At 72.2% G+C, this 21,012-nt stretch carries 14 protein-coding genes, 2 tRNA genes and 1 riboswitch; of the genes, 6 read left to right on the top strand and 10 right to left on the bottom strand.

Going from position 1 to position 21,012, the window contains the following annotated elements; genetic code table 11:
- Window positions 1-30: 30 nt before the first annotated feature.
- Window positions 31-2,124, bottom strand: coding sequence for an asparagine synthase-related protein (locus OHT01_RS21180; protein WP_328554690.1), 2,094 nt, complete (start codon window positions 2,122-2,124; stop codon window positions 31-33).
- Between the two features lie 792 nt (window positions 2,125-2,916).
- On the opposite strand from OHT01_RS21180, the gene OHT01_RS21175 reads away from it, so the two are divergent.
- The 4 genes from OHT01_RS21175 (at window position 2,917) to OHT01_RS21160 (ending at window position 8,036) form a co-directional block, all read left to right on the top strand.
- Complete coding sequence (locus tag OHT01_RS21175; protein ID WP_328554689.1) at window positions 2,917-4,338, top strand: MFS transporter; 1,422 nt, start codon at window positions 2,917-2,919, stop codon at window positions 4,336-4,338.
- Window positions 4,339-4,466: 128 nt separating this feature from the next.
- Window positions 4,467-5,672: an L-2-hydroxyglutarate oxidase gene (lhgO, locus tag OHT01_RS21170; protein ID WP_328554688.1), complete on the top strand. Its 1,206-nt coding sequence runs from the start codon at window positions 4,467-4,469 to the stop codon at window positions 5,670-5,672.
- Window positions 5,673-5,771: 99 nt separating this feature from the next.
- Window positions 5,772-6,608 carry a tRNA (guanosine(46)-N7)-methyltransferase TrmB gene (gene trmB, locus OHT01_RS21165; protein ID WP_328554687.1) on the top strand — a complete coding sequence of 279 codons (837 nt, stop codon included), beginning with the start codon at window positions 5,772-5,774 and terminating at the stop codon, window positions 6,606-6,608.
- 87 nt (window positions 6,609-6,695) lie between these two features.
- Entirely contained in the window at window positions 6,696-8,036 is a 1,341-nt protein-coding gene (locus OHT01_RS21160; protein ID WP_405916688.1) for a PrsW family intramembrane metalloprotease, read from the top strand.
- A 74-nt stretch (window positions 8,037-8,110) separates the two neighbouring features.
- On the opposite strand, the gene OHT01_RS21155 is transcribed toward OHT01_RS21160, so the two are convergent.
- The 5 genes from OHT01_RS21155 to OHT01_RS21135 form a co-directional block, all read right to left on the bottom strand.
- The gene (locus tag OHT01_RS21155) at window positions 8,111-9,055 is read right to left on the bottom strand and encodes an aldo/keto reductase (RefSeq protein WP_328554686.1); all 945 of its coding nucleotides are present in this window, start codon (window positions 9,053-9,055) and stop codon (window positions 8,111-8,113) included.
- Between the two features lie 236 nt (window positions 9,056-9,291).
- On the bottom strand, window positions 9,292-10,305 hold the full coding sequence (locus OHT01_RS21150; RefSeq protein ID WP_328554685.1) for a M23 family metallopeptidase: 1,014 nt from the start codon (window positions 10,303-10,305) through the stop codon (window positions 9,292-9,294).
- Window positions 10,306-10,316: 11 nt separating this feature from the next.
- Window positions 10,317-10,471: riboswitch (cyclic di-AMP (ydaO/yuaA leader) on the bottom strand.
- Between the two features lie 328 nt (window positions 10,472-10,799).
- A complete protein-coding gene (locus tag OHT01_RS21145; RefSeq protein WP_443043421.1) occupies window positions 10,800-11,984 on the bottom strand; it encodes a PP2C family protein-serine/threonine phosphatase in 1,185 nt (394 codons plus the stop codon).
- Window positions 11,985-12,185: 201 nt separating this feature from the next.
- A tRNA-Met gene (locus OHT01_RS21140) sits at window positions 12,186-12,259 on the bottom strand.
- A gap of 161 nt (window positions 12,260-12,420) precedes the next feature.
- Window positions 12,421-13,560 carry a dihydrofolate reductase family protein gene (locus OHT01_RS21135; RefSeq protein ID WP_328554684.1) on the bottom strand — a complete coding sequence of 380 codons (1,140 nt, stop codon included), beginning with the start codon at window positions 13,558-13,560 and terminating at the stop codon, window positions 12,421-12,423.
- A gap of 86 nt (window positions 13,561-13,646) precedes the next feature.
- Here OHT01_RS21135 and OHT01_RS21130 point away from each other — a divergent pair, with 86 nt between their 5' ends.
- Together OHT01_RS21130 and OHT01_RS21125 are read left to right on the top strand one after the other, a co-directional pair.
- Window positions 13,647-14,156, top strand: coding sequence for a MarR family winged helix-turn-helix transcriptional regulator (locus tag OHT01_RS21130; protein ID WP_328554683.1), 510 nt, complete (start codon window positions 13,647-13,649; stop codon window positions 14,154-14,156).
- A gap of 144 nt (window positions 14,157-14,300) precedes the next feature.
- Window positions 14,301-14,954 carry a GTP cyclohydrolase II gene (locus tag OHT01_RS21125; protein WP_328554682.1) on the top strand — a complete coding sequence of 218 codons (654 nt, stop codon included), beginning with the start codon at window positions 14,301-14,303 and terminating at the stop codon, window positions 14,952-14,954.
- On the opposite strand, the gene OHT01_RS21120 is transcribed toward OHT01_RS21125, so the two are convergent.
- From OHT01_RS21120 to OHT01_RS21105, 4 genes are all read right to left on the bottom strand, one after another.
- The gene (locus tag OHT01_RS21120) at window positions 14,943-15,893 is read right to left on the bottom strand and encodes a DUF1731 domain-containing protein (protein ID WP_328554681.1); all 951 of its coding nucleotides are present in this window, start codon (window positions 15,891-15,893) and stop codon (window positions 14,943-14,945) included. The genes OHT01_RS21125 and OHT01_RS21120 overlap by 12 nt on opposite strands.
- Window positions 15,894-16,080: 187 nt before the next feature.
- Window positions 16,081-16,153 (bottom strand) — tRNA-Lys (locus tag OHT01_RS21115).
- A 120-nt stretch (window positions 16,154-16,273) separates the two neighbouring features.
- Window positions 16,274-17,809 (bottom strand): amino acid permease, encoded by a 1,536-nt coding sequence (locus tag OHT01_RS21110; RefSeq protein WP_328554680.1) that lies wholly within the window; start codon window positions 17,807-17,809, stop codon window positions 16,274-16,276.
- A gap of 58 nt (window positions 17,810-17,867) precedes the next feature.
- Window positions 17,868-20,942: an FG-GAP repeat domain-containing protein gene (locus OHT01_RS21105; RefSeq protein ID WP_328554679.1), complete on the bottom strand. Its 3,075-nt coding sequence runs from the start codon at window positions 20,940-20,942 to the stop codon at window positions 17,868-17,870.
- Between the last annotated feature and the right edge of the window lie 70 nt (window positions 20,943-21,012).

Raw genomic sequence — 21,012 nt, 5'->3', positions numbered from 1 at the left:
CGCGAGCCGCGAGCCGGGAACCACCGCCGCTCAGCCCCGGCGGGCCCCCGCCCCCAGCGCCCTGCCCTGCGGAACGATCCCCGCGGGAACGGCCCGCTGTCGCGCGGGCGTCCCCGTCCAGCACGTCCCTCGCCGGGCCAGCAACCGCCGCAGCCACAGTTCGACCGAGACCAGATCGGCCAGCCCGTCGAGCGGCAGCGGCGCCCCCTCCGCGGCCGCGCGCAGCGCCTTGCGGACGACCCGCGCCTCGACCAGCCCCGCCTGCGCGAGCAAGGGCGTGTCGAACAGGGAGATCAGGGAATCGGCGGCCACCCGCAGCCCGGTCCGGGCCGCCGCCGCGGAGGACGCGTGGGACGGAGCCCCCCAGCCGGGGGGCAGATCGGCCACCCCGGCCCCCTCCAGCACCGTACGCAGAATCGCCGCCCGCGCCCCCGGCTGAACGCGCAGCGCCTCCGGCAGCGCACGGCACGCCCGGACGACCTGGTTGTCCAGGAACGGCGCGTGCAGCCGCTGGAAGCGGATCTCGGCGGCCTGCTCCAGGACCCGTACGTCCGCCGCGTGGCGGGCCAGCGCGGCACGCGCGCGGAAGTCCCCGGGCCGCTGCCCGGGACCGATGTTGGGCCGCCCCCCGCCCGCCTGGAGGCGAACCGATACTTCAGCCAGCGCCTCCCCGGTCAGCCAGCGCGCCGCGGGCCCCGGTCCGGCCCAGCTCAGCGCGGCGAGCGACGCGCCCACCGCGCCTCCGGGGTCCTCGAACCGCCGGTGCAGCAACTGCTCGGCGAGGACGTCGACTCCGGTGCGGTACGGCGTACGGGCGAGCTTGCGGGCCGCGCCGTACACGCGCGCGGGGACCATCACCGACCCGTCGGCCTTCGTCAACGCGGCGACGGGACGGACCAGATGGCGCCGTTTGCGGTCCATGAGGAGGTCGGCGAGGCGGGCCGGATGGGCGTCCAGCACCTGCCGCGCGCCGTACCCGGTGAAGTGGTCCGCGCTGCCGGAGGCGAGCCGCGCCCGGTGGCGTGCCGCAGTCACCAGGGAGGGCCCCGGCTCGTCGGTGAGAGGTCCCTCCAAGTCGGCGTAGGGCAGGGCCTCTTCGCCTCCGGTCACGACCACGTGGTGCAGCCGGGGATTCGCGGCCAGCGTCCCGGCCCGCTCCAGCTCGGCCTCGCGTCCCCGTACGGCGAGGTCGTTGAAGGTCACCGCCAGGAGCCGTTCACCGGCGCCGGTGCCGTGTCCGAGAACCGTGCCGGGCGCCCCGGGAAGGCCGGCGGCCAGCAGCGCCAGGGTCCCCGACGCGGGCCCTCCGGAGAGGTCCGCTCCGATGCCCGGCACCGGCATCCCGCGCGCGGCGCGGCGCTCGGCGGGTCCCATGCCGGGTACGGGCCCGGGGTCCACATCCGTGCCCGGCACATGGCGGGGCGCGGAGAGGCGGGCGCGGACCGCCTCCACGAGGGCGTCCCGTACGGCGTCCACGGCGATCGTGGGATCGGCGATGGGCGCGGCGACCGCGAGGGAGGCGACGGGCTCGTACCCGGCGATCTCGCGCGCCCCGGCCCGCAGGATGAGCGTGTGTCCCGGCGGAATGCGGCGAACGGCTTCGTAGGGGGTGGAGTCGTGCACCGCGGCCGGGACGTCGGGGGCCGCGAGCACGGCGGCCAGATGCCCGAAGTCGAGGTTGGCCTCGATGAGGTCGGCGAGCGGGAGCGCGGCCGTCGCGTACGCCGTACCGCCGGCCCAGGGGGTGTAGAACACGGGCCGGGCGCCGGCGAGATCACCGCAGACGGTCACCCGGCGGCCGACCTGGACGACCGCGGTGTAGCTGCCGGACCAGTTGGTGAGGTGGCGGAGCGCTCCGCCGCGCGCGGCGAACAGCCCGACCCGCAGTTCCTCGTCGGAGGCGCCGCAGGTGCCGAGAACGGCGATGCGGTTCTGCGCGTCGGCCTTCACCACACGCACCTCGTCGGGACGCCAGTCGCCGACGGCCCACAGCGGATCGGGGTCGCCCCACAGGAGCTGGGAACCCACCGGGTGCACGGTCTCGCCGTCGTTGCCCGTGGCGCCCGCCGAGCCGATCGCGGACGCTCTGGCGACGGTGCTGCTCCACCCCACCAACCATCGCATCGCCGCCTCCACAGGCTGTGGGCAACCAGTGCACCGTACGAACTCGGCACCATGCTGCCACGAAGGAGGCGTATGGGAGGGTCCCTGCGGCGCCTTGCGCTCCCCGGAGTGCGCCCCCGTGCGGAAGCCCGCGCCGCCGCGGGACGCCCGTAAGACCGGCAAATCCCCTTCGGGCAGAGCCTGTTGAGGCGTCCTGGCATCGCCGCGCGCACCCGGAGGAATCTACCTCGGACGACGTCGGGAAACCCTCGCGTCGGCCCCTCGCGCACCACCGACCCCCGACAGGTCGACGCGAATGCGCCCCCGATACGCTCCCTCGGGACGCCCTTCGCGCCCTCAACTCACGTGGTGGGAGCCCTGATTACCCTTCGGGGCGGCCATCGATTTTCGGCCAAATCGGCGATGGACGGACAAGCCCGGATACGCTCCGTGCAGGCCTTGCGCACCGCTTCGGCAACGCACAGTCCGGGAGGCGGAGTTCGCCTCCCGGACCGGTCCGCCGCCCGCGGGGATGTAGGCGGCGGTGTCCCCCAGCCCACTGGATCCAGTACAGCGGGCCGACCCACGCACGTTCCATGGAAGCGCTCCCCCTCATGGCCGGAGAAGAGCGCACGGACGGGCGCACGGCCACACAACGGGAGCACGCCACAACAGTCCGTACAGTCGTACGGACCACAATCCCGCCAACCGGACCTACGCCCCTTAACGCTGGGGATCGGGCGAACTACGCTGGGTTTACGAATGCCGCGTGGTTATGCCAGTGCGGCAGCCGTCTGTGTCGAGGGGTGGCGCATGTCCAGGGAGCAACGCGGGCCGAACGAAAAACTCGGCGCCGTTCTCGCCCTCGCGGGAATCAGCAACGCAGGACTCGCGCGTCGCGTCAACGATCTTGGCGCTCAACGCGGGTTGACTCTTCGCTACGACAAGACGTCGGTGGCGCGCTGGGTGTCGAAAGGCATGGTGCCTCAGGGCGCCGCGCCGCACCTCATCGCGGCCGCCATCGGCCAGAAGCTCGGCCGTCCGGTGCCGCTCCACGAGATCGGCCTGGCGGACGCGGACCCGGCGCCGGAGGTGGGCCTCGCGTTCCCCCGTGACGTCGGGCAGGCGGTGCGGTCGGCCACCGAGCTGTACCGCCTCGACCTCGCCGGACGGCGGGCTGGCGGCGGCATCTGGCAGTCACTGGCCGGCTCCTTCGCCGTGAGCGCCTACGCGACTCCCGCCTCCCGCTGGCTGATAACCCCGGCCGACAGTTCCGTGGCGCGCGAGGTGAGCCCCGGTGAGGGCTCCGGAGCGCCGCTGAAGGTCGGCCACAGCGATGTGCTGAAACTCCGCGAGGCGGCCGAGGACGCCAGGCGCTGGGACTCCAAGTACGGGGGCGGTGACTGGCGTTCGTCCATGGTGCCCGAGTGCCTGCGGGTCGAGGCCGCGCCCCTGCTGCTCGGCTCCTATTCCGACGAGGTCGGCAGAGCGCTCTTCGGCGCGTCGGCCGAGCTCACCCGTCTCGCGGGCTGGATGGCCTTCGACACGGGCCAGCAGGAGGCCGCGCAGCGCTACTACATCCAGGCCCTGCGACTCGCCCGGGCCGCCGCCGACGTGCCCCTCGGGGGCTACGTCCTGGCCTCCATGTCCCTCCAGGCGACCTACCGGGGCTTCGGCGACGAGGGCGTCGACCTGGCCCAGGCCGCCCTGGAACGCAACCGCGGTCTCGCCACGGCCCGCACCATGAGCTTCTTCCGGCTCGTCGAGGCACGTGCCCACGCGCGCGCGGGTGACGCCCAGGCGGCCGGTACGGCGCTGAAGGCCGCCGAAGGGTGGCTGGAGCGGGCCCGCGACGGCGACCACGACCCGTCCTGGCTCGGCTTCTACTCGTACGACCGCTTCGCGGCCGACGCCGCCGAGTGCTACCGCGACCTGAAGGCGCCGCGCCAGGTGCGCCGCTTCACCGAACAGGCGCTGTCGAAGCCGACGGAGGAATTCGTGCGGTCGCACGGACTGCGCCTGGTGGTCTCGGCGGTCGCCGAGCTGGAATCGGGCAATCTGGACGCGGCGTGCGAACAGGGGGTCCGCGCGGTGGAGGTCGCGGGACGCATCTCGTCCGCCCGCACCACCGAGTACGTGAAGGACCTGCTGCACCGGCTGGAGCCGTACGGCGACGAGCCGCGCGTGGTGGAGCTCCGGGAGCGGGCACGTCCGCTCCTGATGGCTCCGGCCTAGAGCCGGGGGCTCAGGCCCGGACAGGGCGCCAGTGCCCCGCGGCGCAAAAGAAACCGCGGGGCGCGGTTCTCGGGTTTGAGGGCATTGTCAGTGGCGCAGTGCACTATCGAAGCCGGGAGGTGGTGCGGATGCGGAGCGCGTACGACTGCGATGTTCTGGTGATCGGCGGCGGGATCGTCGGCCTGTCGACGGCGTATGCCATCACGCGCGCGGCCCCGGGCACCCGGGTGACCGTGCTGGAGAAGGAGCAAGGGCCCGCCCGGCACCAGACAGGGCGCAACAGCGGGGTGATCCACAGCGGGATCTACTACCGCCCCGGCTCCCTCAAGGCGCGGTACGCGGTGCGGGGCGCCGCCGAGATGGTCAAGTTCTGCGCGGAGTACGACATCGCGCACGCCGTCACCGGCAAGCTGATCGTCGCGACGGACAAGGCGGAGCTCCCCCGGCTGCACGGCCTGGCGCAGCGCGGCCGGGAGAACGGCATCGCGGTCAAGGAGCTGGGCCCCGCCCAGCTCGCCGAGCACGAGCCCGAGGTGCGCGGCCTCGCCGCCATCCATGTCGCCGGCACGGGCATCTGCGACTACGTGGCGGTGGCCCGGCGGCTCGCGGAGGCCTCCGGGGCGGAGATCCGGTACGGGGCGGACGTCGTGAGCGCCGACCGCCGCCCCCGTCTCGGCGTGGCCGTGCGCACGGCCGACGGGACGATCGTCCGCGGGCGGGTGCTCGTCAACTGCGCGGGACTGCACTGCGACGAGACGGCCCGGCTCACGGGGGACGACCCCGGGATGCGGATCGTCCCCTTCCGCGGCGAGTACTACACACTGGCGCGGCCGGAGCTGGTGCGGGGCCTGGTGTACCCGGTTCCGGACCCCGCGTTCCCGTTCCTCGGCGTCCACCTCACCCGGGGCATCGACGGCGGCGTCCACATCGGCCCCAACGCGGTGCCCGCGCTCGCCCGGGAGGGGTACGGGTGGGGGGTCGTCCGGCCCCGCGAGCTGGGCGCGACCCTGTCCTGGCCGGGTACCTGGCGGATAGCGCGACGGCACTGGCGCTACGGAGCGGGGGAGCTGCGCCGGTCGGTGTCGAAGGCGGCGTTCACCGAGGCGGTGCGGCGGCTGCTGCCCGCGGTGAACCCGGAGGACCTGGTTCCCGCCAGCGCCGGGGTGCGCGCCCAGGCGGTCCTGCGGGACGGCACCCTGGTCGACGACTTCCTGATCAAGGAGGGCCCGCGGACGGTACACGTACTGAACGCGCCGTCCCCCGCGGCCACGGCCTCGCTCCCGATCGGCCGGGAGGTCGCCCGCCGGGCCCTGGCTGCCCTGGCCGCGGCCTGAGCCGCGCCCCGACCACCCGGCCCGGGGTCACGCGGACCGCCCCGGCCCCGGGTCACGCGGACCGCCCCGCGTCGTGGCCCCCGTAAAATCGGTCCCACTGTGTCTGACTTCCTCGACTCCACCGAAGAGACCCGGCCCGCCTCCGCCGAGGACGGCTCGCCGCGTCACCACCGCGCCAAGGGCGAGTCCCGCTTCCCCGACGGCCCGCAGGCCGATCCCGCCGGCTCGCACTTCGAGCGGCGGATCCGGAGCTTCCAGCCGCGGCGGAGCCGGGTGACGACCGGACAGGGTGACGCGCTGCAGCGGCTGTGGCCCAAGTGGGGGCTCGACATCGACGGACGGCGCACGCTCGACCTGGCGGAGCTGTTCGGAGCGGACCTGCCCGTCGTGCTGGAGATCGGCTTCGGCATGGGCGAGGCCACCGCGCAGATGGCGGCCGAGGACCAGGGTACCGGGATCCTCGCCGTGGACGTGCACACGCCGGGCCAGGGAAACCTGCTCAACCTCGCCGAGCGGAGCGGCCTGTCCAACATCCGGGTCGCGAACGGCGACGCGATCATCCTGCTCCGCGAGATGCTGCCGCCCGCGTCCCTGAAGGGCCTGCGCGTCTACTTCCCCGACCCGTGGCCCAAGAAGCGGCACCACAAGCGGCGGCTGATCCAGCCGGAGTTCCTGGATCTCGCCGCGACCCGCCTCGAACCAGGGGCGCTCGTGCACTGCGCGACGGACTGGGAGCCGTACGCCGAGCAGATGCTCGAAGTGCTGAGCGCGCACCCCGACTTCGAGAACACGCGGCCGGACGGCGGTTTCGCGCCGCGTCCGGAGTTCCGGCCGCTGACCCGTTTCGAGGGCCAGGGACTGGACAAGGGTCATGTGGTGAACGACCTCCTCTTCCGGCGCGTACAGCATCGAGACCAGCACACCCCGGGCGACTGACCCACACCGCTCCGGTCCCTCCCCGGGAAGTCCCGGGGACTCCGGTTACCGTCGCGGGCCACGCCCTCCCTCGTTAGGGTCAATGCCGTGGCCATCCATCCTCTGTACCCGACGCGGTCCGGCGGCCCCGCCGGACCTGCTCCGATGCATCCGCGCTGGTGGCGGCGCAGATGGGTCCGGTACGGAGCGCTGATCACGCTGCTCGCGATGTCCGGTCTGGTGATCCTCGCCCTGGTCCGCGAACAGACCGGAACCGAGGGCTTCCTGGTCGGTCTCGGACTGGCCGTGTTCCCCGTACCGCTGCTCATAGCCGCCTTCCGGTGGCTGGACCGGGTCGAGCCGGGCCCCTGGCGCAACCTGCTCTTCTCGTTCGCCTGGGGTGCCTGCGCGGCGGCGCTCATAGCGATCGTCGCCAACAGTTTCGCGACCCGGTGGATAGCGATGGCGACCGCGGATCCGTCCAGCGCCGACACGCTGGGCGCGACCGTCATAGCGCCCGTCGTCGAGGAGTCGGCGAAGGCCGCTGCCGTCCTGCTGGTCTTCCTGTTCCGCAGACGGGACTTCACCGGGATCGTCGACGGCGTCGTCATCGCCGGGATCACCGCCACCGGCTTCGCCTTCACCGAGAACATCCTGTACCTCGGCACCGCCTTCGGCAGCGACCAGCTGAGCGGGGAGAGCGGGCTCGCCTCGGTCACCGCCGCGACCTTCTTCGTCCGCGTGGTGATGTCGCCCTTCGCGCATCCGCTGTTCACCGTGATGACCGGAATCGGCTTCGGGGCCGCGGCGCTGTCCGCCGAGCGCCAGCACGTGCGCCGTGTACTGCTCCCCCTCACCGGACTGCTGCTCGCGATGGGCATGCACGCGATCTGGAACAGCTCCTCGGGCTTCGGCGAGTTCGGGTTCTTCGGGGTGTACGCCGCGTTCATGGTGCCCGCGTTCGGGCTGCTGACCTGGCTGGCCGTCTGGACCCGGCAGCGCGAGCTGCGCACCGTGCGCACGGAACTGCCCGCGTACACCGTGGCCGGCTGGCTGGGCACGACCGAACCGTGGGCCCTCGGCTCGATGCGGGCGCGGCGGCTCGCCCGCGAGTACGCCGGTCACCACTTCGGGAAGGCCGCGGCGCGTTCGGTGGCGGAGTACGAGGCGTACGCGACCTCCCTGGCGTTCCTGCGCCACCGGGGACGCCGCGGCCGGGCCGGCGCCGATTTCGTCGTACGGGAGCGCGAGTTGCTCGACGAGCTGTGGCGCCGCCGGGAGACCGCCCGCCCGGCCCTCGCCTACGCGGCCCGCGCGACGACCCCGCTGCCGGCACCGGCGCCCTGGCAGGCCCCCGGGTACGGGTACGGGTACGCCGTCCCGCCGACGCAGTCGTACGGTCAGCCGGCGCCGGCGCCGTATCCCGCGTACAACCCCTACCGCTCGTAGCCCTGCGGGGCCCCGGCGCTCCCGGAGAGATCACCCCCGGGAAGCCGGAACCCTCGAAGGCCGCTTTCCCGCCGTTACGCGGACGCCCTGGACAGGAGCGTCAGTTCGTCGTCCGTCAGCACCAGGTCCGCGACCCCCAGCAGGGCCGGGAGCTGCTCCACCGTGCGGGCGGAGGCGATCGGCGCGGCGACCGTCGGCCGGGCGGCCAGCCAGGCGAGGGCGACGGTGGCGACGGCGACGTCGTGGGCTCCGGCGACCTCGTCGAGGGCGGCGAGGACCTTCGGCCCGCGGTCCGTGCCGAGGTGCTTGGCCGCGCCCGCCGCCCGGGGCGAGTCGACCGTCGTGCCCGGGCGGTACTTGCCGGTGAGGAAGCCGGAGGCGAGCCCGTAGTACGGGACGGCGGCCAGACCGGCCCGGGAGGCGATGTCCTGGAGTGCGCCCTCGTAGGTGTCGCGCGAGACCAGGTTGTAGTGCGGCTGGAGCGCGACATAGCGGGCCAGGCCCTCGCGGTCGGAGAACTCCAGGGACTCCTGGAGCCGCTCGGGCGAGATGTTGGAGGCGGCGATGTGCCGGACCTTGCCGGCCTTCACCAGCTCGTCGAGGGCGCCGATGATCTCGTCGACCGGCACCTCCGGCTTGTCGAAGTGCGTGTAGTAGAGGTCGATGTGGTCGGTGCCCAGGCGGCGCAGCGACGCGTCGGCGGCGGCCTTGATGTTGGCACCGGACAGTCCCGGGTACGCGGGGTGCTGGCTGACCTTGGTGGCGACCACGATGTCCGCGCGGTTGCCGCGCTTCGCGAGCCACTTGCCGATGAGGGTCTCGGACTCGCCGCCCTCGTTGCCCTCGATCCACGCCGAGTAGGAGTCGGCCGTGTCGAGGAAATTGCCGCCGGCGGCCGCGTAGGCGTCGAGCACGGCGAAGGAACGGCTCTCGTCGGCCGTCCAGCCGAAGACGTTCCCGCCGAGGGAGAGCGGGAAGACCTCGAGGTCCGACGAACCCAGCTTGCGAAGAGAAGTCATGTACGGCGTCAACGCCCGTACCGGATGTATGTATTCCACACCCACCGCGGGGGACCGACGCTCCCGGACCCGCCCCGCCTGACCGGCGGCCCTGACGTGGGGGGGTGACGTCAGGACCGTCGGAGATCAGGGAACAGCGCGGATCGGCGGGGAGTCAGGGGCGGGCGGGGTCGTGCGGCACACGTCGGGGGCGACGCGCGTCGGATGCCGTACGACTCGTTCAGGGGCCGTACGGGTCAGGGGTTGAGGCCCCTGGCCTGGAGCCAGGGCATCGGGTCGCTGGCGGTGGCGGCGCCGCCGAGGTGCACTTCGAGGTGCAGGTGCGGCCCGGTGACGTTGCCCGTCGCGCCCACCCGCCCGATGACATCGCCGGTGGCGACCTTCTGGCCCACATGGACGCTGATCGACGACTGGTGGCAGAACCAGAGCTCCGTACCGTCGTCGAGGGTGAGGATCGTGCGGTAGCCGTACGATCCGGCCCAGCCAGCCTCGGTGACGGTGGCGCTGTGGATCGCCTTGATGAGCGTGCCGGTGGGCGCCGCGAAGTCGAGTCCCGTGTGGTACCCGGAGGACCACAGGGCCCCGGCCTCACCGAAGCGGGAGGTCAGGGTGTACGACGAGGTCGGCAGCGTGTAGCTCTTGGCGAGCTCGGCGAGGCGCTCGGTCTCGGCCTTCGCCTTGGCCGTCTCCAGCGCCTTCTTCTTCACGGCGTCGGCCTTGGCCTCGGCGTCGTCCGCGTTCTTCTTCACGGCGGCGGTCAGGGCGGCCTGATGCGTGGTGCTGTCGGCGTGGGCCTGCTGCGACTGGGCCTGCTGCATGATGCGGGCGCGCAGCGCCGAACCGGCGTCCGTGGCGCCCTGCGCCGCGTCGGCGCTGGTCAGGCCGACGCTGGTGAGCGGAGTCGTGGAGCCCTTGGGGGTGCTGGATCCGCCGTGCGAGATCAGGGCTTCGGCGGAGTGGGTGACCGACGACAGGTCGGGCAGCGAGATCGAGACGGGGGCATTGCCCGGCGCGGCGCTGGCGATGCCACCCCCGCCGACCGCGGCTATGACACCGACGCCGAGGACGGTGGAGCTGCGGGCGAGTCCTCCGCCGCGCTGCTTGCCCGTGCGGTGCCGGCCGCGATTCGGCAGAACGGAATCCTCGGTGGGGTTCCACTCCTCCCAGGGTCCCTCGTCCTTGCCGTAGCCGAAGGTCTGCGTGTCGTTCGGCGGGAACGAGGTTGGCTGAGCAGGCGGGTTGGACGCCACGTGGGCGCGCTCCTTTCCTTCCTTGCCGCCTACCGGGTTAGCTGACGGGTTCGGAGAAGGAAGGTCTCCTACGCGCGTACGACCACTGCTTCCACAGCGGAATACGTTCGATTCACCCCACGTGATGGGTCCCCGGTTCCCTTGCGGGATTCGGCGCGTGCGCACGGAGCCGTCTCTTGTGACGGCTGGGACGACCGCACTGCGTTATCGAACGTTAATAGACTCAGGCACCGGATTCCAAGATGTTCCGACTGATCATTAACGGCTCTTGGCCGGGACTTTGAGGTCATGAGCGATGAAAAACGGGCGAGTTGGCCACGCCCTGTCGACACGGGTTCACCTGATGGCATGTCAGACGTCATGCGGAGGGGGACCGGCCGGTCACCGTTCGTGACGGAGCCGCACAAGGCCTTGCGCGGATGCCGTGAAAGGCGGTGCGCGCAGGACCGGAAAGGCCGCCCGGGCGCCGCGGGGCCCGTCGGCGAACACATCGCTCAGATGCGCCGGACGGCCAGCAGCGCCATGTCGTCCGTGAGGGCGCCGCCGGTGTGCCGGCGGACCGCCTCGGCGAGGCCGGTCAGCAGCGCGTCGGGGCCGGGGAAGACCCGTCCGGCCAGCCACGCGGCCGGATCGTAGAACCTCCCGTGCTCATCGCGGGCCTCGGACAGCCCGTCGGTGTACAGGAACAGCGTCGCCCCGCGCGGAAAGCGGTCCTGTATCGCCCGGTCGGGCCAGGTGCCCAGCTCGCCCATCCCGAGCGGCAGCGCGAAGGGCTCGGCGGCGAGGGTGACGAGCGTGCCGTCGGGACGCAGGACCAGGGGTGGCGGATGACCGCGGTTGACGACGCGGACGACGTCCTCGTCGTGCGGGATCTCCGCGAGGACGGCGGTGGTGAACTCCTCGAACGCGTCAGGGCTCTCGTGCAGGGTGCCCGGCCGGGTCAGCGCCCGCTCCAGGCGCCGGGCGACCCCCTCCAGGGTCGCCTCCTGCTCCGCGGCCTCCCGGAACGCGCCGACCACCACGGCGACGGCGGCCACGGCGGTCATCCCCTTCCCCCGTACGTCCCCGACGATCAGCCGCACGCCGTGCGGGGAGTCCTGGACCGCGTACAGGTCCCCGCCGATGAACGCGTCCTCCTGTGCCGCCTCGTACCGGGCCGCGACATCGAGGCCGTCGATCCGCGCCTCGGGCTCGGGCAGCACGGCGCGCTGCGCGTACTCGGCGATCTCCCGGACGGAGGCGAGCCGTTCGTCGCCGCGCCGGACCACGATGTTGATGAGGACGGCGAGGACGGCGGCCGTCGCCACCGTGATCACCTCGGTGACCGCGTCGACGTGCAGGACGATGCCGAGCACGCAGTGGACCACGAGCAGCGCGCCGACGGCGAGGGCGCCGGTGACGACGGTGCCGCGCAGCGAGTAGAGGGGAGCGGCGACCAGGGGCGCGGCCGTGAGGAAGGGGGCCGCGGTGTAGTCCCCCGGGGTGAAGTAGTCGTAGAGGAGCCCGACGACGACGAGCAGTGCGGGCAGGGTCCGGACGAAGGCGCGCGCGAGGGAGATCCTGCGGGGAGTCCCTGCCGTCGGGGCGGGCGGCGCGCCGCTCCCGGGGACGGCCGGCGGGGGCCCGCCGGCCCGGTCAGGGGGTTTCCCCGCTCGCTGCTCACGTCCTGGCTGCCCCACCCGTCCAGAAGACCCGGAGCGGGGACAGGGGGCGACCGGTGTGGCCCGACCGGGGGACGGCACCGGGGGACGGGCGCCGGAGGGAATCGGCCCGGGTGGCCGGTTGGTGAACCGGCTGCGGGAGAACCGGCCAGGGAGAACTCGTGGGCAAACACCAAGGGCCGGAACTCGTGAATCCGAGTTCCGGCCCTTGGCCTTGAGTAGCGGGGACAGGATTTGAACCTGCGACCTCTGGGTTATGAGCCCAGCGAGCTACCGAGCTGCTCCACCCCGCGTCGTTAAGACCAGTGTACGCCATCCGCGGGACCCCGAGCACACCCGTTTAAACGCGCCCCTTCAGCGTCGCCGGCGGGCACCCTCCGGCGCCCGCGGCGGACGGCGTCCGGCCGGGCTCGGCGGGGCAGCCAGGCCGGGGGGCGGGAGCGGAACGGGGGGTCTAGCCCGGCAGATGCCGGTTGGGGGCCTGGGCCCGGTCCGCGTACTCGGGAAGGACGACGACCTCGGCGCCCGCCGTGGCGAGGAGTCCGTTCCCGTCGGCGTCCGCGACGAAGGTGTCGGGCTCGCGCCAGGCGGTGACGACCCGCCGCACACCGGCGTCGAGGATGAGCCGGGCGCACGGAACGGGCCGGGAGGCGCGGTGGGCGCACGGCTCCAGGCTGCTGTAGACGGTGGCGGCGGGCAGCCGCGGATCGGCCGGGTCGATCTTGGCGAGGGCGGCCTCCTCGGCGTGCACGACGGGGTCGTCGCCCTCACGGGAGTGGCCCCGGGCCAGCTCGGTCCCGTCGGCCGCGACCACCACGGCGCCCACGCTGAACGCGGTCTTCGAGGGCGGGCACAGCGCCGCCAGCTCACAGGCGAGCTCCAGCCAGTGCCGGTCCGCCGCGGCGGCCAGCGGGCCGGTGCCGGGCGCGGTCGGGACGTAGCGGATGAGCACGACGTCCCCGACCGGCCGGGTCTCCACCAGCCGCAGCCGGCCCAGCGGGTAGGCCCCGGGACCGAACAGCCTCGGCGCGTCCGGCTGTCCGACGAAGAGGGGGGCGACGGCGAGCTGCAGTTCGTCGGCGAGGCCCTCGCGCACGAGCTGGGTGTGGACCTTGCCGCCTCCCTCGACCATCAGCCGGCGCACGCCCCGTACGTCGTGGAGGTGCTCCAGCAGCACCCGCCAGTCGAGTTCGGGCCCGGTCGCCACGACGTCGACCCCGACGAGCCCGTGCAGCAGGGCCGCTGCCCGCCGCGCGCCCTCGTCCGTCGTGTAGACGACCTTTTCGCCGCCGGTGTGCCAGAACTGCGCCCGCGGATCGAGGTCGCCGGAACCGCTGACGGTGACCTTCAGGGGGTACTCGGGGCGGCCGCCGGCGACGCGGGCCGCCCGCCGTTCGGCGGAGTTGACCAGGAGCCGCGGGTTGTCCGTACGCAGCGTGCCGGCGCCCACCAGGATCGCGTCGCTGGACGCCCGCACCTCGTCGACCCGGTCGAAGTCGGCCGGGCCCGAGAGCAGCAGCCGCTCGGGGCCGGTGTCGTCCAGGAAGCCGTCGAGGGAGACGGCGGCGGACAACAGGACGTGGGGACGGGGCATCGGAACGCATCCTCCGGATCACACGCGGGCAGTCGGATCACACGCGCATAGTGGTTCAATTTTTAAACAATACCTAGACTGGTCTCATGACGACCCGCTGGCTCACCGCCGCCGAACAGCGCGCCTGGCGCTCGTACCTCTCCGCGTCCTCCCTCCTGGAGGACGCCATCGACCGCCGGCTGCAGGCGGAGGCGGGGATGCCCCACCTTTACTACTCCATCCTGGCCAAGTTGTCCGAGGCGCCGGACCGGCGGCTGCGGATGACCGACCTCGCCGAGGCCCAGAAGATCACCCGCAGCCGTCTGACGTACGCGGTGACCCGGCTGGAGAAGGACGGCACCGTACGCCGGGAGGGCTGCCCCACCGACAAGCGCGGGCACATGGCCGTCCTCACCGACGAGGGCATGGCCCTCCTGGAGCGGGTGGCGCCGGGACACGTCGAGACGGTGCGGACGGCGATCTTCGACCATCTGACGCCCGAGCAGGTGGAACGGCTGGACGAGATCTGCGGAACCATCACCCGGGCGATCCAGGAAGGGAATTCGGGGGCCTCCGGGGAAGATCTGCCGTGGCGACGGCGTTCCTGCTCCTCATGAGGGACAGGTCGGACCGCTGTCCGCCGCCGCTAGGGACCCGAACCCCATTGCTTGAAGTTTGAAGCAGATGTAGGGTCTCCTCCCGAGGTAGTGCTTCAAATCTGAAGCACCATCTCGTACGAACCCGTTGGACGGAGAGACACCATGCGCGACCACCCCACCGCCACCGTGCGCACCCGCGTCCGCGTGCCCCTGCGCTTCGGCGACGGCTACTCCGTCGACGGGGAACTCGTGACCTTCCACGGCCTGGAGGACGACAAGGAGCACCTGGCCGTCGTCCTCGGTGAGCCCGGCGCGAACCCGCTGGTGCGACTGCACTCCGAGTGCCTGACCGGCGATGTCTTCGGCTCGGCCCGCTGCGACTGCGGACCCCAGCTCCGCGAGGCGGTGGAGCAGATCGCGGACCGGGGCGGCGTCCTGCTGTATCTGCGTCAGGAGGGCCGGGGCATCGGCCTCTACAACAAGCTGGACGCGTACGCCCTCCAGGACCAGGGCCTCGACACGTACGCCGCCAACGCGGCCCTCGGCCTGCCCGAGGACGACCGCGACTACACGGCGGCGGCCCAGATGCTCCGGGCCCTCGGCATCGACTCCCTCGACCTGCTCTCCAACAACCCGGACAAGGCCGAACAGCTCCGCGACCTCGGCATCACGGTCTCCCACCGGGTCCCGACGGGCGTCTTCACCACCGCCCACAACGTCCGCTACCTGCGCGCCAAGGTCCTCCAGACCCAGCACACGCTCCCGCTGCCGGAACTCTCGGACGCGAGCGAGCTGACGGGCCTCTCAGCGGGCTGACGCCCCGCGCACCCGCCGCACGAGGTCGTCGGCGGCCTCCGGCCAGTGGACATGGTCGAAGGCGAAGCCCGCTTCGAGCAGGCGGCCCGGAACGACACGGCGGCTCTTCAGCAGGAGTTCGGTGTCCGACCGCAGCGCGAACGCGCCGACCTCGGCCATCCACCTCGTCGCGGGCAGACCCACCGGGACACCCCACGCCGCTCGCATCGCGCGCATGAACGCGCGCTGGGGCAGCGGAACGGGAGCGGCCAGGTTCACCGGCCCCGCGAGGTCGTCCCGGGCGGCCAGGAACTCGACCGCGCGAACGAAATCGCGGTCGTGCATCCAGGACACGTACTGCCCGCCGCCCGCGACCGGGCCGCCCAGGCCGAGCCGCGCCAGTCGCAGCAGGACGTCGAAGACACCGCCCCGGTCGGGACTCATCACCATCGCCGAGCGGAGGGCGACCTTGCGCGTGTCCGGGGTCTCGGCCTGTTCCTGCGCGCGCTCCCAGGCCTTCGCGATCTCGACGCTGTAGGCCCAGTAGCCCGGCACGCCGGGTTCGGCACCGCCGAGCACACCGGTCGCCTCGTCGTTGGGCGCATCGAAGGAGTGGGCGTAGACGGTGGCCGTGCTCATCTGCAGCCACACCCGGGGAGGCCGGGCCGCTGCCCGGATCGCCTCGCCCACGACTCGGGCGGAGCGCACGCGCGAGTCCATCATGGCCCGCAGATTCGCCGCGGTGTAGCGACAACTGACGCTGCGCCCGGCCAGGTTGACCACGACATCGCTTCCGTCGATCACCTCGGCCCACGGCCCCAAGGTCTCTCCGTCCCACAGGACTTCACGGTCGCGCGCCGGCCGCCTGGTCAGGACCACGACCTCATGGCCCCCGGCGGTCAGCGCGCGGTTCAGGATCGCGCCGACCTGTCCGGTTCCCCCAGGGATCACTATCTTCATCAGGCTCCCCCGTGTGTGATGCGGGGAGCCTAGCGCAGAAAACTGAACGCGTTCAAATATTTGCGGGCAGACTGGCGCGCCCACCGGCCCGGGCCGGGCCCGGAAACGAGACAGCGCCCGGATCGGCCGAAGCCGGTCCGGGCGCTGCCCAGCGGTCCTGAGGGGGGCTTCCCCTCTCCCGCAGTCGTAGACCCTGTGGGACTCGAACCCACAACCAATGGATTAAAAGTCCACTGCTCTGCCAATTGAGCTAAGGGTCCCCGCACCGGACAACGCCGTTGCGGCACACCGGCTCGCGCCGATGCATCCCCGAGCATAGCGGGACGCGGCCGGGACTCCGATCGGGTATCGGGACCCGGCCGCGCCAAAAGCGCACAAGGTCAGGGATCGACCGGTTCGGGCGCACCCTTGCGGGTGGCCTCGCGGGCGATCGTGCGCTGGTGGTCCGGGTTGAGGAACCAGTGCCGGGCCGAGACCAGCCACCAGGCCGCCGCGAAGCCGAGGACGGCCAGGACCGCGACCGGGGCGTAGTTGAACGTCTCCCAGGTGACCGGGGAGACCTGGGGCAGCATGAACAGGACCGTGATGACGGCCACCCAGACGACCGCGATCACCCCGACGGGACGGGACCAGCGGCCCAGGTGCCAGGGCCCGCGCTCGAAGGCGTCGCCCTTGCGCACCCGCAGCAGCGTCGGGATGACGTACGCGACATAGAGACCGATCACCGCGATCGACGTCACGGCCGCGTAGGCCGCGTAGTTGATGAGGTAGGGCAGCCCGAGCACCAGAGCGCCCAGCGCGGCCAGCCAGACCGCCGCCACGGGGGTCCGGGTGCGCGGATGAACCGTGTGCCACACCTTCGAGAACGGCAGCGCGCCGTCACGCGAGAAGGCGTAGATCATGCGGCTGTTGGCGGTCACCGACGCCATCCCGCAGAACAACTGGGCACCGATCACGACCAGCAGCAGGAGCTTGCCGGTCGTCGCGCCGAGCGCGTCCAGCAGGATCTGCGCCGGGGGCGCGCCCGTCGCCGAGCCCAGCTCCTTGTCGTACGACTGGATGGCGAAGTTGAAGCCGAGGAGCAGGACGAATCCGGCGATCCACGACGTCCAGATGGACCGCACGATGCCCTTCGGGCCGGCCGTGGAGGCGTCGTGGGTCTCCTCCGTCATATGGGCGGAGGCGTCGTACCCGGTGAACGTGTACTGGGCCATCAGGAGCCCGACGAGGACGACGTAGACCCCGCTGCCCCAGCCCGTGTGGTTCACGAACTTCGTGAACACGAAGTCGGCCGACTGGTGGTGGTCCGGTACGAAGGTCAGCGCGCCGACGATGACGGCGACGCCGATGACGTGCCACCACACGCTGATGCTGTTGAGCAGGGCGACGATCCCCACGCCGAAGGTGTTGAGCAGGCCGTGCAGGATCAGGATTCCCGCGAACAGGATGACCGTGCGGCCCGGTGTCACCGCGAAGTCGAACTGGAGGTTCAGATAGGCGCCGAGGAAGGACGCGGCGCCGAAGTCGATCCCGGCGGTCACCGCCACCTGGCCGAGGACGTTGAACCAGCCCGTGAACCACGCCCAGGCGGCCGCGCTGCGCTCCGGGGCGAGCCGGTGGGCCCAGAAGTACAGTCCGGCCGAGGTCGGGTAGGCCGAACAGATCTCGGCCATCGCGAGCCCGACGAACAGCGTCATCAGTCCGACCGCGACCCAGCCCCAGGTGATCACGGCGGGACCGCCGGTGTTCATGCCGAACAGATACAGCGTCAGACAGCCCGACAGGACCGAGATGATCGTGAACGAGACCGCGTAGTTGGAGAACGCCGACATGCGGCGGGCGAGAACCTGTGTGTAGCCGAGCTGGGCCAGCCGCTCTTCGTCCGACAGCCCAGTGGCTCTGGCGTCATCTGTCATGCCCCCAGCGATTCCCTCGCCGGGGGCATGACATGCGCCGTATCGGGCAGCGAATTGGCTAGAAAAGGCCCTTGTAACCCTGCCAGCCGCTGGTGATCTTCACTCGCGAGCCGAACGAGCCGTTCCCCGTACCGGCGTTGCGGAAGACGTTCCCCGAGGTGTCGCGCTCGACCAGGTCGCTCTTCCCGTCGCCGGTGATGTCGCCGACCCCGACGATCGCGTCGTACGACGCGCCCCAGGCGGAGAACACCTTCACCCGGTCCTTCAACAGGCCTGTCCCGGTGCCGTTGTAGCGGTACAGCGTGCCCGCCCTGTCCCGCGCGAGAACGTCCCCGATCCCGTCGCCGTTCAGGTCCCCGGCGCCGACGACCTTCGTGTAGCCCGTCCACGCCGTACGGATCTTCTTGCCCGCGGCGAGCGTTCCGTCGCTCTTCGCTGCGAAGAGGTAGATGTCCCCGGTCGATGCCTTGCGCGCCAGCAGATCGGGCCGCCGGTCACCGGTCAGGTCGCCGGGCGAGGTCAGGACGTCGTACGCGTTCCAGCCGGTGCCGAGCGACTTGTACGACGTCGAGGGGGTCGGGGCCGCGCCGCACGCGGGCTTGTAGCCGCGCAGGGACCCGTCGCTCATCCGCACCAGGACGTCGTTGCAGCGGTCGCCGTTCAGATCGCCGAACGGCACCGCGACCGTCTTGGCCGACCAGCCGTTGCCGGTCACCTTTCCGGCGAACGCGCCCTTCCCGTCGCCCTGCTGGAAGGTCAGGCCGCCCGAGGAGTTGAGGGTGAGCAGGTCGCCGGTGCCGTCCGGGGCCCCTTCGAGCCCCACGTGGTCGTGGCGCACCGGGCTGCCGCCCTTCAGCCGGACCGTGCCGTGCACCTGGAGCGGCGCGCCGACTCCGTCCGCGGGGGTGACGGACACGGTCCAGTCGTAGGAGCCGTCGGGTGCGAAGGAGTCGCCGGGGAAGGCCGGGTCGGCGCCGAACCAGCCGACGTTCAGCTCACCGCGCGCGGGACCGCCGTCGCGGTTGTCGCTGTAGGTCCTGCCGGTGGCGCGGTTGCGCGCGGTCACCGTCCAGTTCGCGGCCGGCTTCGACAGCAGCAGGGTGGTCAGGGTGTCCGGGGTGGTGTCGATCGTGTGCGTCTCGACGGACGTCTCGTTCTCGGCGGGCGCCAGCAGCCGCAGCGGCTGCTGGGCCACCCCGGACGGTACGAGGTGCACGCGTTCCTGACCGTCCACGTAGGCGGCGTTCGCGCCGGACTCGTCGACCGTCCAGCGCACGTCGCGCTGCGAGACGCCGGTGTCGGGCAGGTCGCCGATGACCCGGCTCTCGGCGCTGCCGCCCGCGACCGTCGTGAGCGTCAGCTTCCCGGCCTGCTTGTCGTGCGTCACGACGTACCCGTCGCCGAGCTTCGCCTCGTCGGCTGGCACGGCCACGGACTTCTTCGCCGTACGGTCGTAGACACCGGCCCTGCCGTCACAGGTCCAGTAGATCCAGCGGCCCAGTGCCTGCAGCTCGGTGGGCACGCAGCCGATGTCGGTGGTGAGGGTCTCGGTGGTCCTCCTCGCGGTGAGGTCGTACGCCGTGAGGGTGCCCGGCGTCGGTCCCGGCGTCCAGAGCACGTCTCCGGAGAGGGCGGCGGCCCCGGAGGTCCGGGTGAGCACCGGGGTGCTGTCGCCGAGCTTCAGGACGGTCTGCGTGGTCGCGCTCGTGTGGATCAGGTACCGGCCGGAGACATCGGTGATCCGGCCCCCGGCGGGCAGTCCCCGCTCCCAGAAGCCGTACGGCGCGGGCCCGCTGACCCGCAGGCGGTCGGAGGTCGCCGTGTCCTCCGCCAGCCAGACGGCCCGGTTGTCCGCCGTGCCGTGCAGCTGGGCACAGCCGACGTCCGTCGCCGCGCAGCCGTAGAGCTTCAGCTCGGACCCGTCGTACGAGGAGCGCTCACCGAACTCGGGCGTACCGGTCGCGGCGACGGTCCGCACGTAGTCGTCCCGGTACCCGGCCCCCCAGCTTTCGTCGGCGACCAGGAGCCGGCCCTGGTCCAGGGACAGCCCCTGGATCCTGTACGGCGGCTTCGGCAGCGCCTTGACCATGCCGACCGTGGGCCTGCCGTCGGCGCCCTCGGTGATCCGCTGGACTCCCCAGTCGTCGGCGCCGGTGCGGCCGATGACGACCGCGGTGCCGTCCGGGGCGGCGGAGACACCCGGGTTCGAGGCGGCGAACAGCGTCACCGCCTCCCCGCCGGCCATGGGGACGGCCGTCACCCTCGCGCCGCTGCCGGGACGGTGGACGAGCCAGTCGCCGACCACCGCGAGGTCGTCCGCCGTCCGGGAGCCGGTGCTGTCGAGCGTGACCTCGGCGGGTGCCGCCGACAGGTCGGAGCGGGAGTACACGTACGCCTTCGTGCTCTCGACGCCGCCGTACACGACGAGGTGCCGGGGGGAGAGCTTGGTGTACGTGTATCCGCTCGCGGTGGGCAGGGCCGCGGTCCAGGCCCGGACCTGGCCGGTGTCCTGGTCGACGTCGACCAGCCGGGAAGCGCCGTCCAGCCTGGCGAAGAACACCAGCCCCTTCGCGTCGCCGCGTACGGGGCCGCCGAGAACCATGCCCGTGGGCACCTCGCCGACGGGCACATCGCGTGTGGTCCCGTCGGGCCCGGCGGTGAGCAGGTGCTGGAGCTTGCCGGTCGTGCCGTCCTCGGCCGTGACCTCCTGATAGCTGACGACCGTGGTACCGAAGACGTTGTACAGCGTCTGCCCGGCGGGCATGCGGAGCGTGGTGGTCGTGCCGTCGACCGCGTTCCACAGGTCGACGTGACCGTCGTTGTAGCGGTACGCGAGGACGTCGCTGCCCGTCCCGACCGTGATCATGGCGCCGGCCGTCGACGGGGCGTCGAAGGACCGGCCGTCCGCGTAACGCGTCCACACCATCCCCGGGTGGCCCTCCAGCCGGTGGAAGACGCCCAGGACGCCCACCGCGTCGCCGCCCGTGGTGCTGTCGGGATTGACCAGCGTGGCCGTCGTGTTCGACGAGCGGTACACGGCGGGAACCACGGTCTCCTGAGGCGCGCCCACCGCGGAAGCGGTCGTGGGCAGCAGCGGGACCGCTCCGCCCGCGAGTACCGCGGAGGCGGCCACGGCGACGGCCGCACGTCTCGCGCGAGGACGGCGGGTCAAGACATGGCGAAGCAAGGGAACCCCTCCCGGA

This window comes from Streptomyces sp. NBC_00358 (assembly GCF_036099295.1).
Lineage (GTDB): Bacteria > Actinomycetota > Actinomycetes > Streptomycetales > Streptomycetaceae > Streptomyces.
This window is presented reverse-complemented; position numbering and strand designations above follow the sequence as displayed.

Bases quoted from the DNA above. Each gene is read 5' to 3' on its own strand.
- OHT01_RS21180 (WP_328554690.1), bottom strand. From the start codon at position 2,124: ATGCGATGGTTGGTGGGGTGGAGCAGCACCGTCGCCAGAGCGTCCGCG.
- OHT01_RS21175 (WP_328554689.1), top strand. From the start codon at position 2,917: ATGTCCAGGGAGCAACGCGGGCCGAACGAAAAACTCGGCGCCGTTCTC.
- lhgO (WP_328554688.1), top strand. From the start codon at position 4,467: ATGCGGAGCGCGTACGACTGCGATGTTCTGGTGATCGGCGGCGGGATC.
- OHT01_RS21155 (WP_328554686.1), bottom strand. From the start codon at position 9,055: ATGACTTCTCTTCGCAAGCTGGGTTCGTCGGACCTCGAGGTCTTCCCG.
- OHT01_RS21135 (WP_328554684.1), bottom strand. From the start codon at position 13,560: ATGCCCCGTCCCCACGTCCTGTTGTCCGCCGCCGTCTCCCTCGACGGC.
- OHT01_RS21130 (WP_328554683.1), top strand. From the start codon at position 13,647: ATGACGACCCGCTGGCTCACCGCCGCCGAACAGCGCGCCTGGCGCTCG.
- OHT01_RS21125 (WP_328554682.1), top strand. From the start codon at position 14,301: ATGCGCGACCACCCCACCGCCACCGTGCGCACCCGCGTCCGCGTGCCC.
- OHT01_RS21120 (WP_328554681.1), bottom strand. From the start codon at position 15,893: ATGAAGATAGTGATCCCTGGGGGAACCGGACAGGTCGGCGCGATCCTG.
- OHT01_RS21110 (WP_328554680.1), bottom strand. From the start codon at position 17,809: ATGACAGATGACGCCAGAGCCACTGGGCTGTCGGACGAAGAGCGGCTG.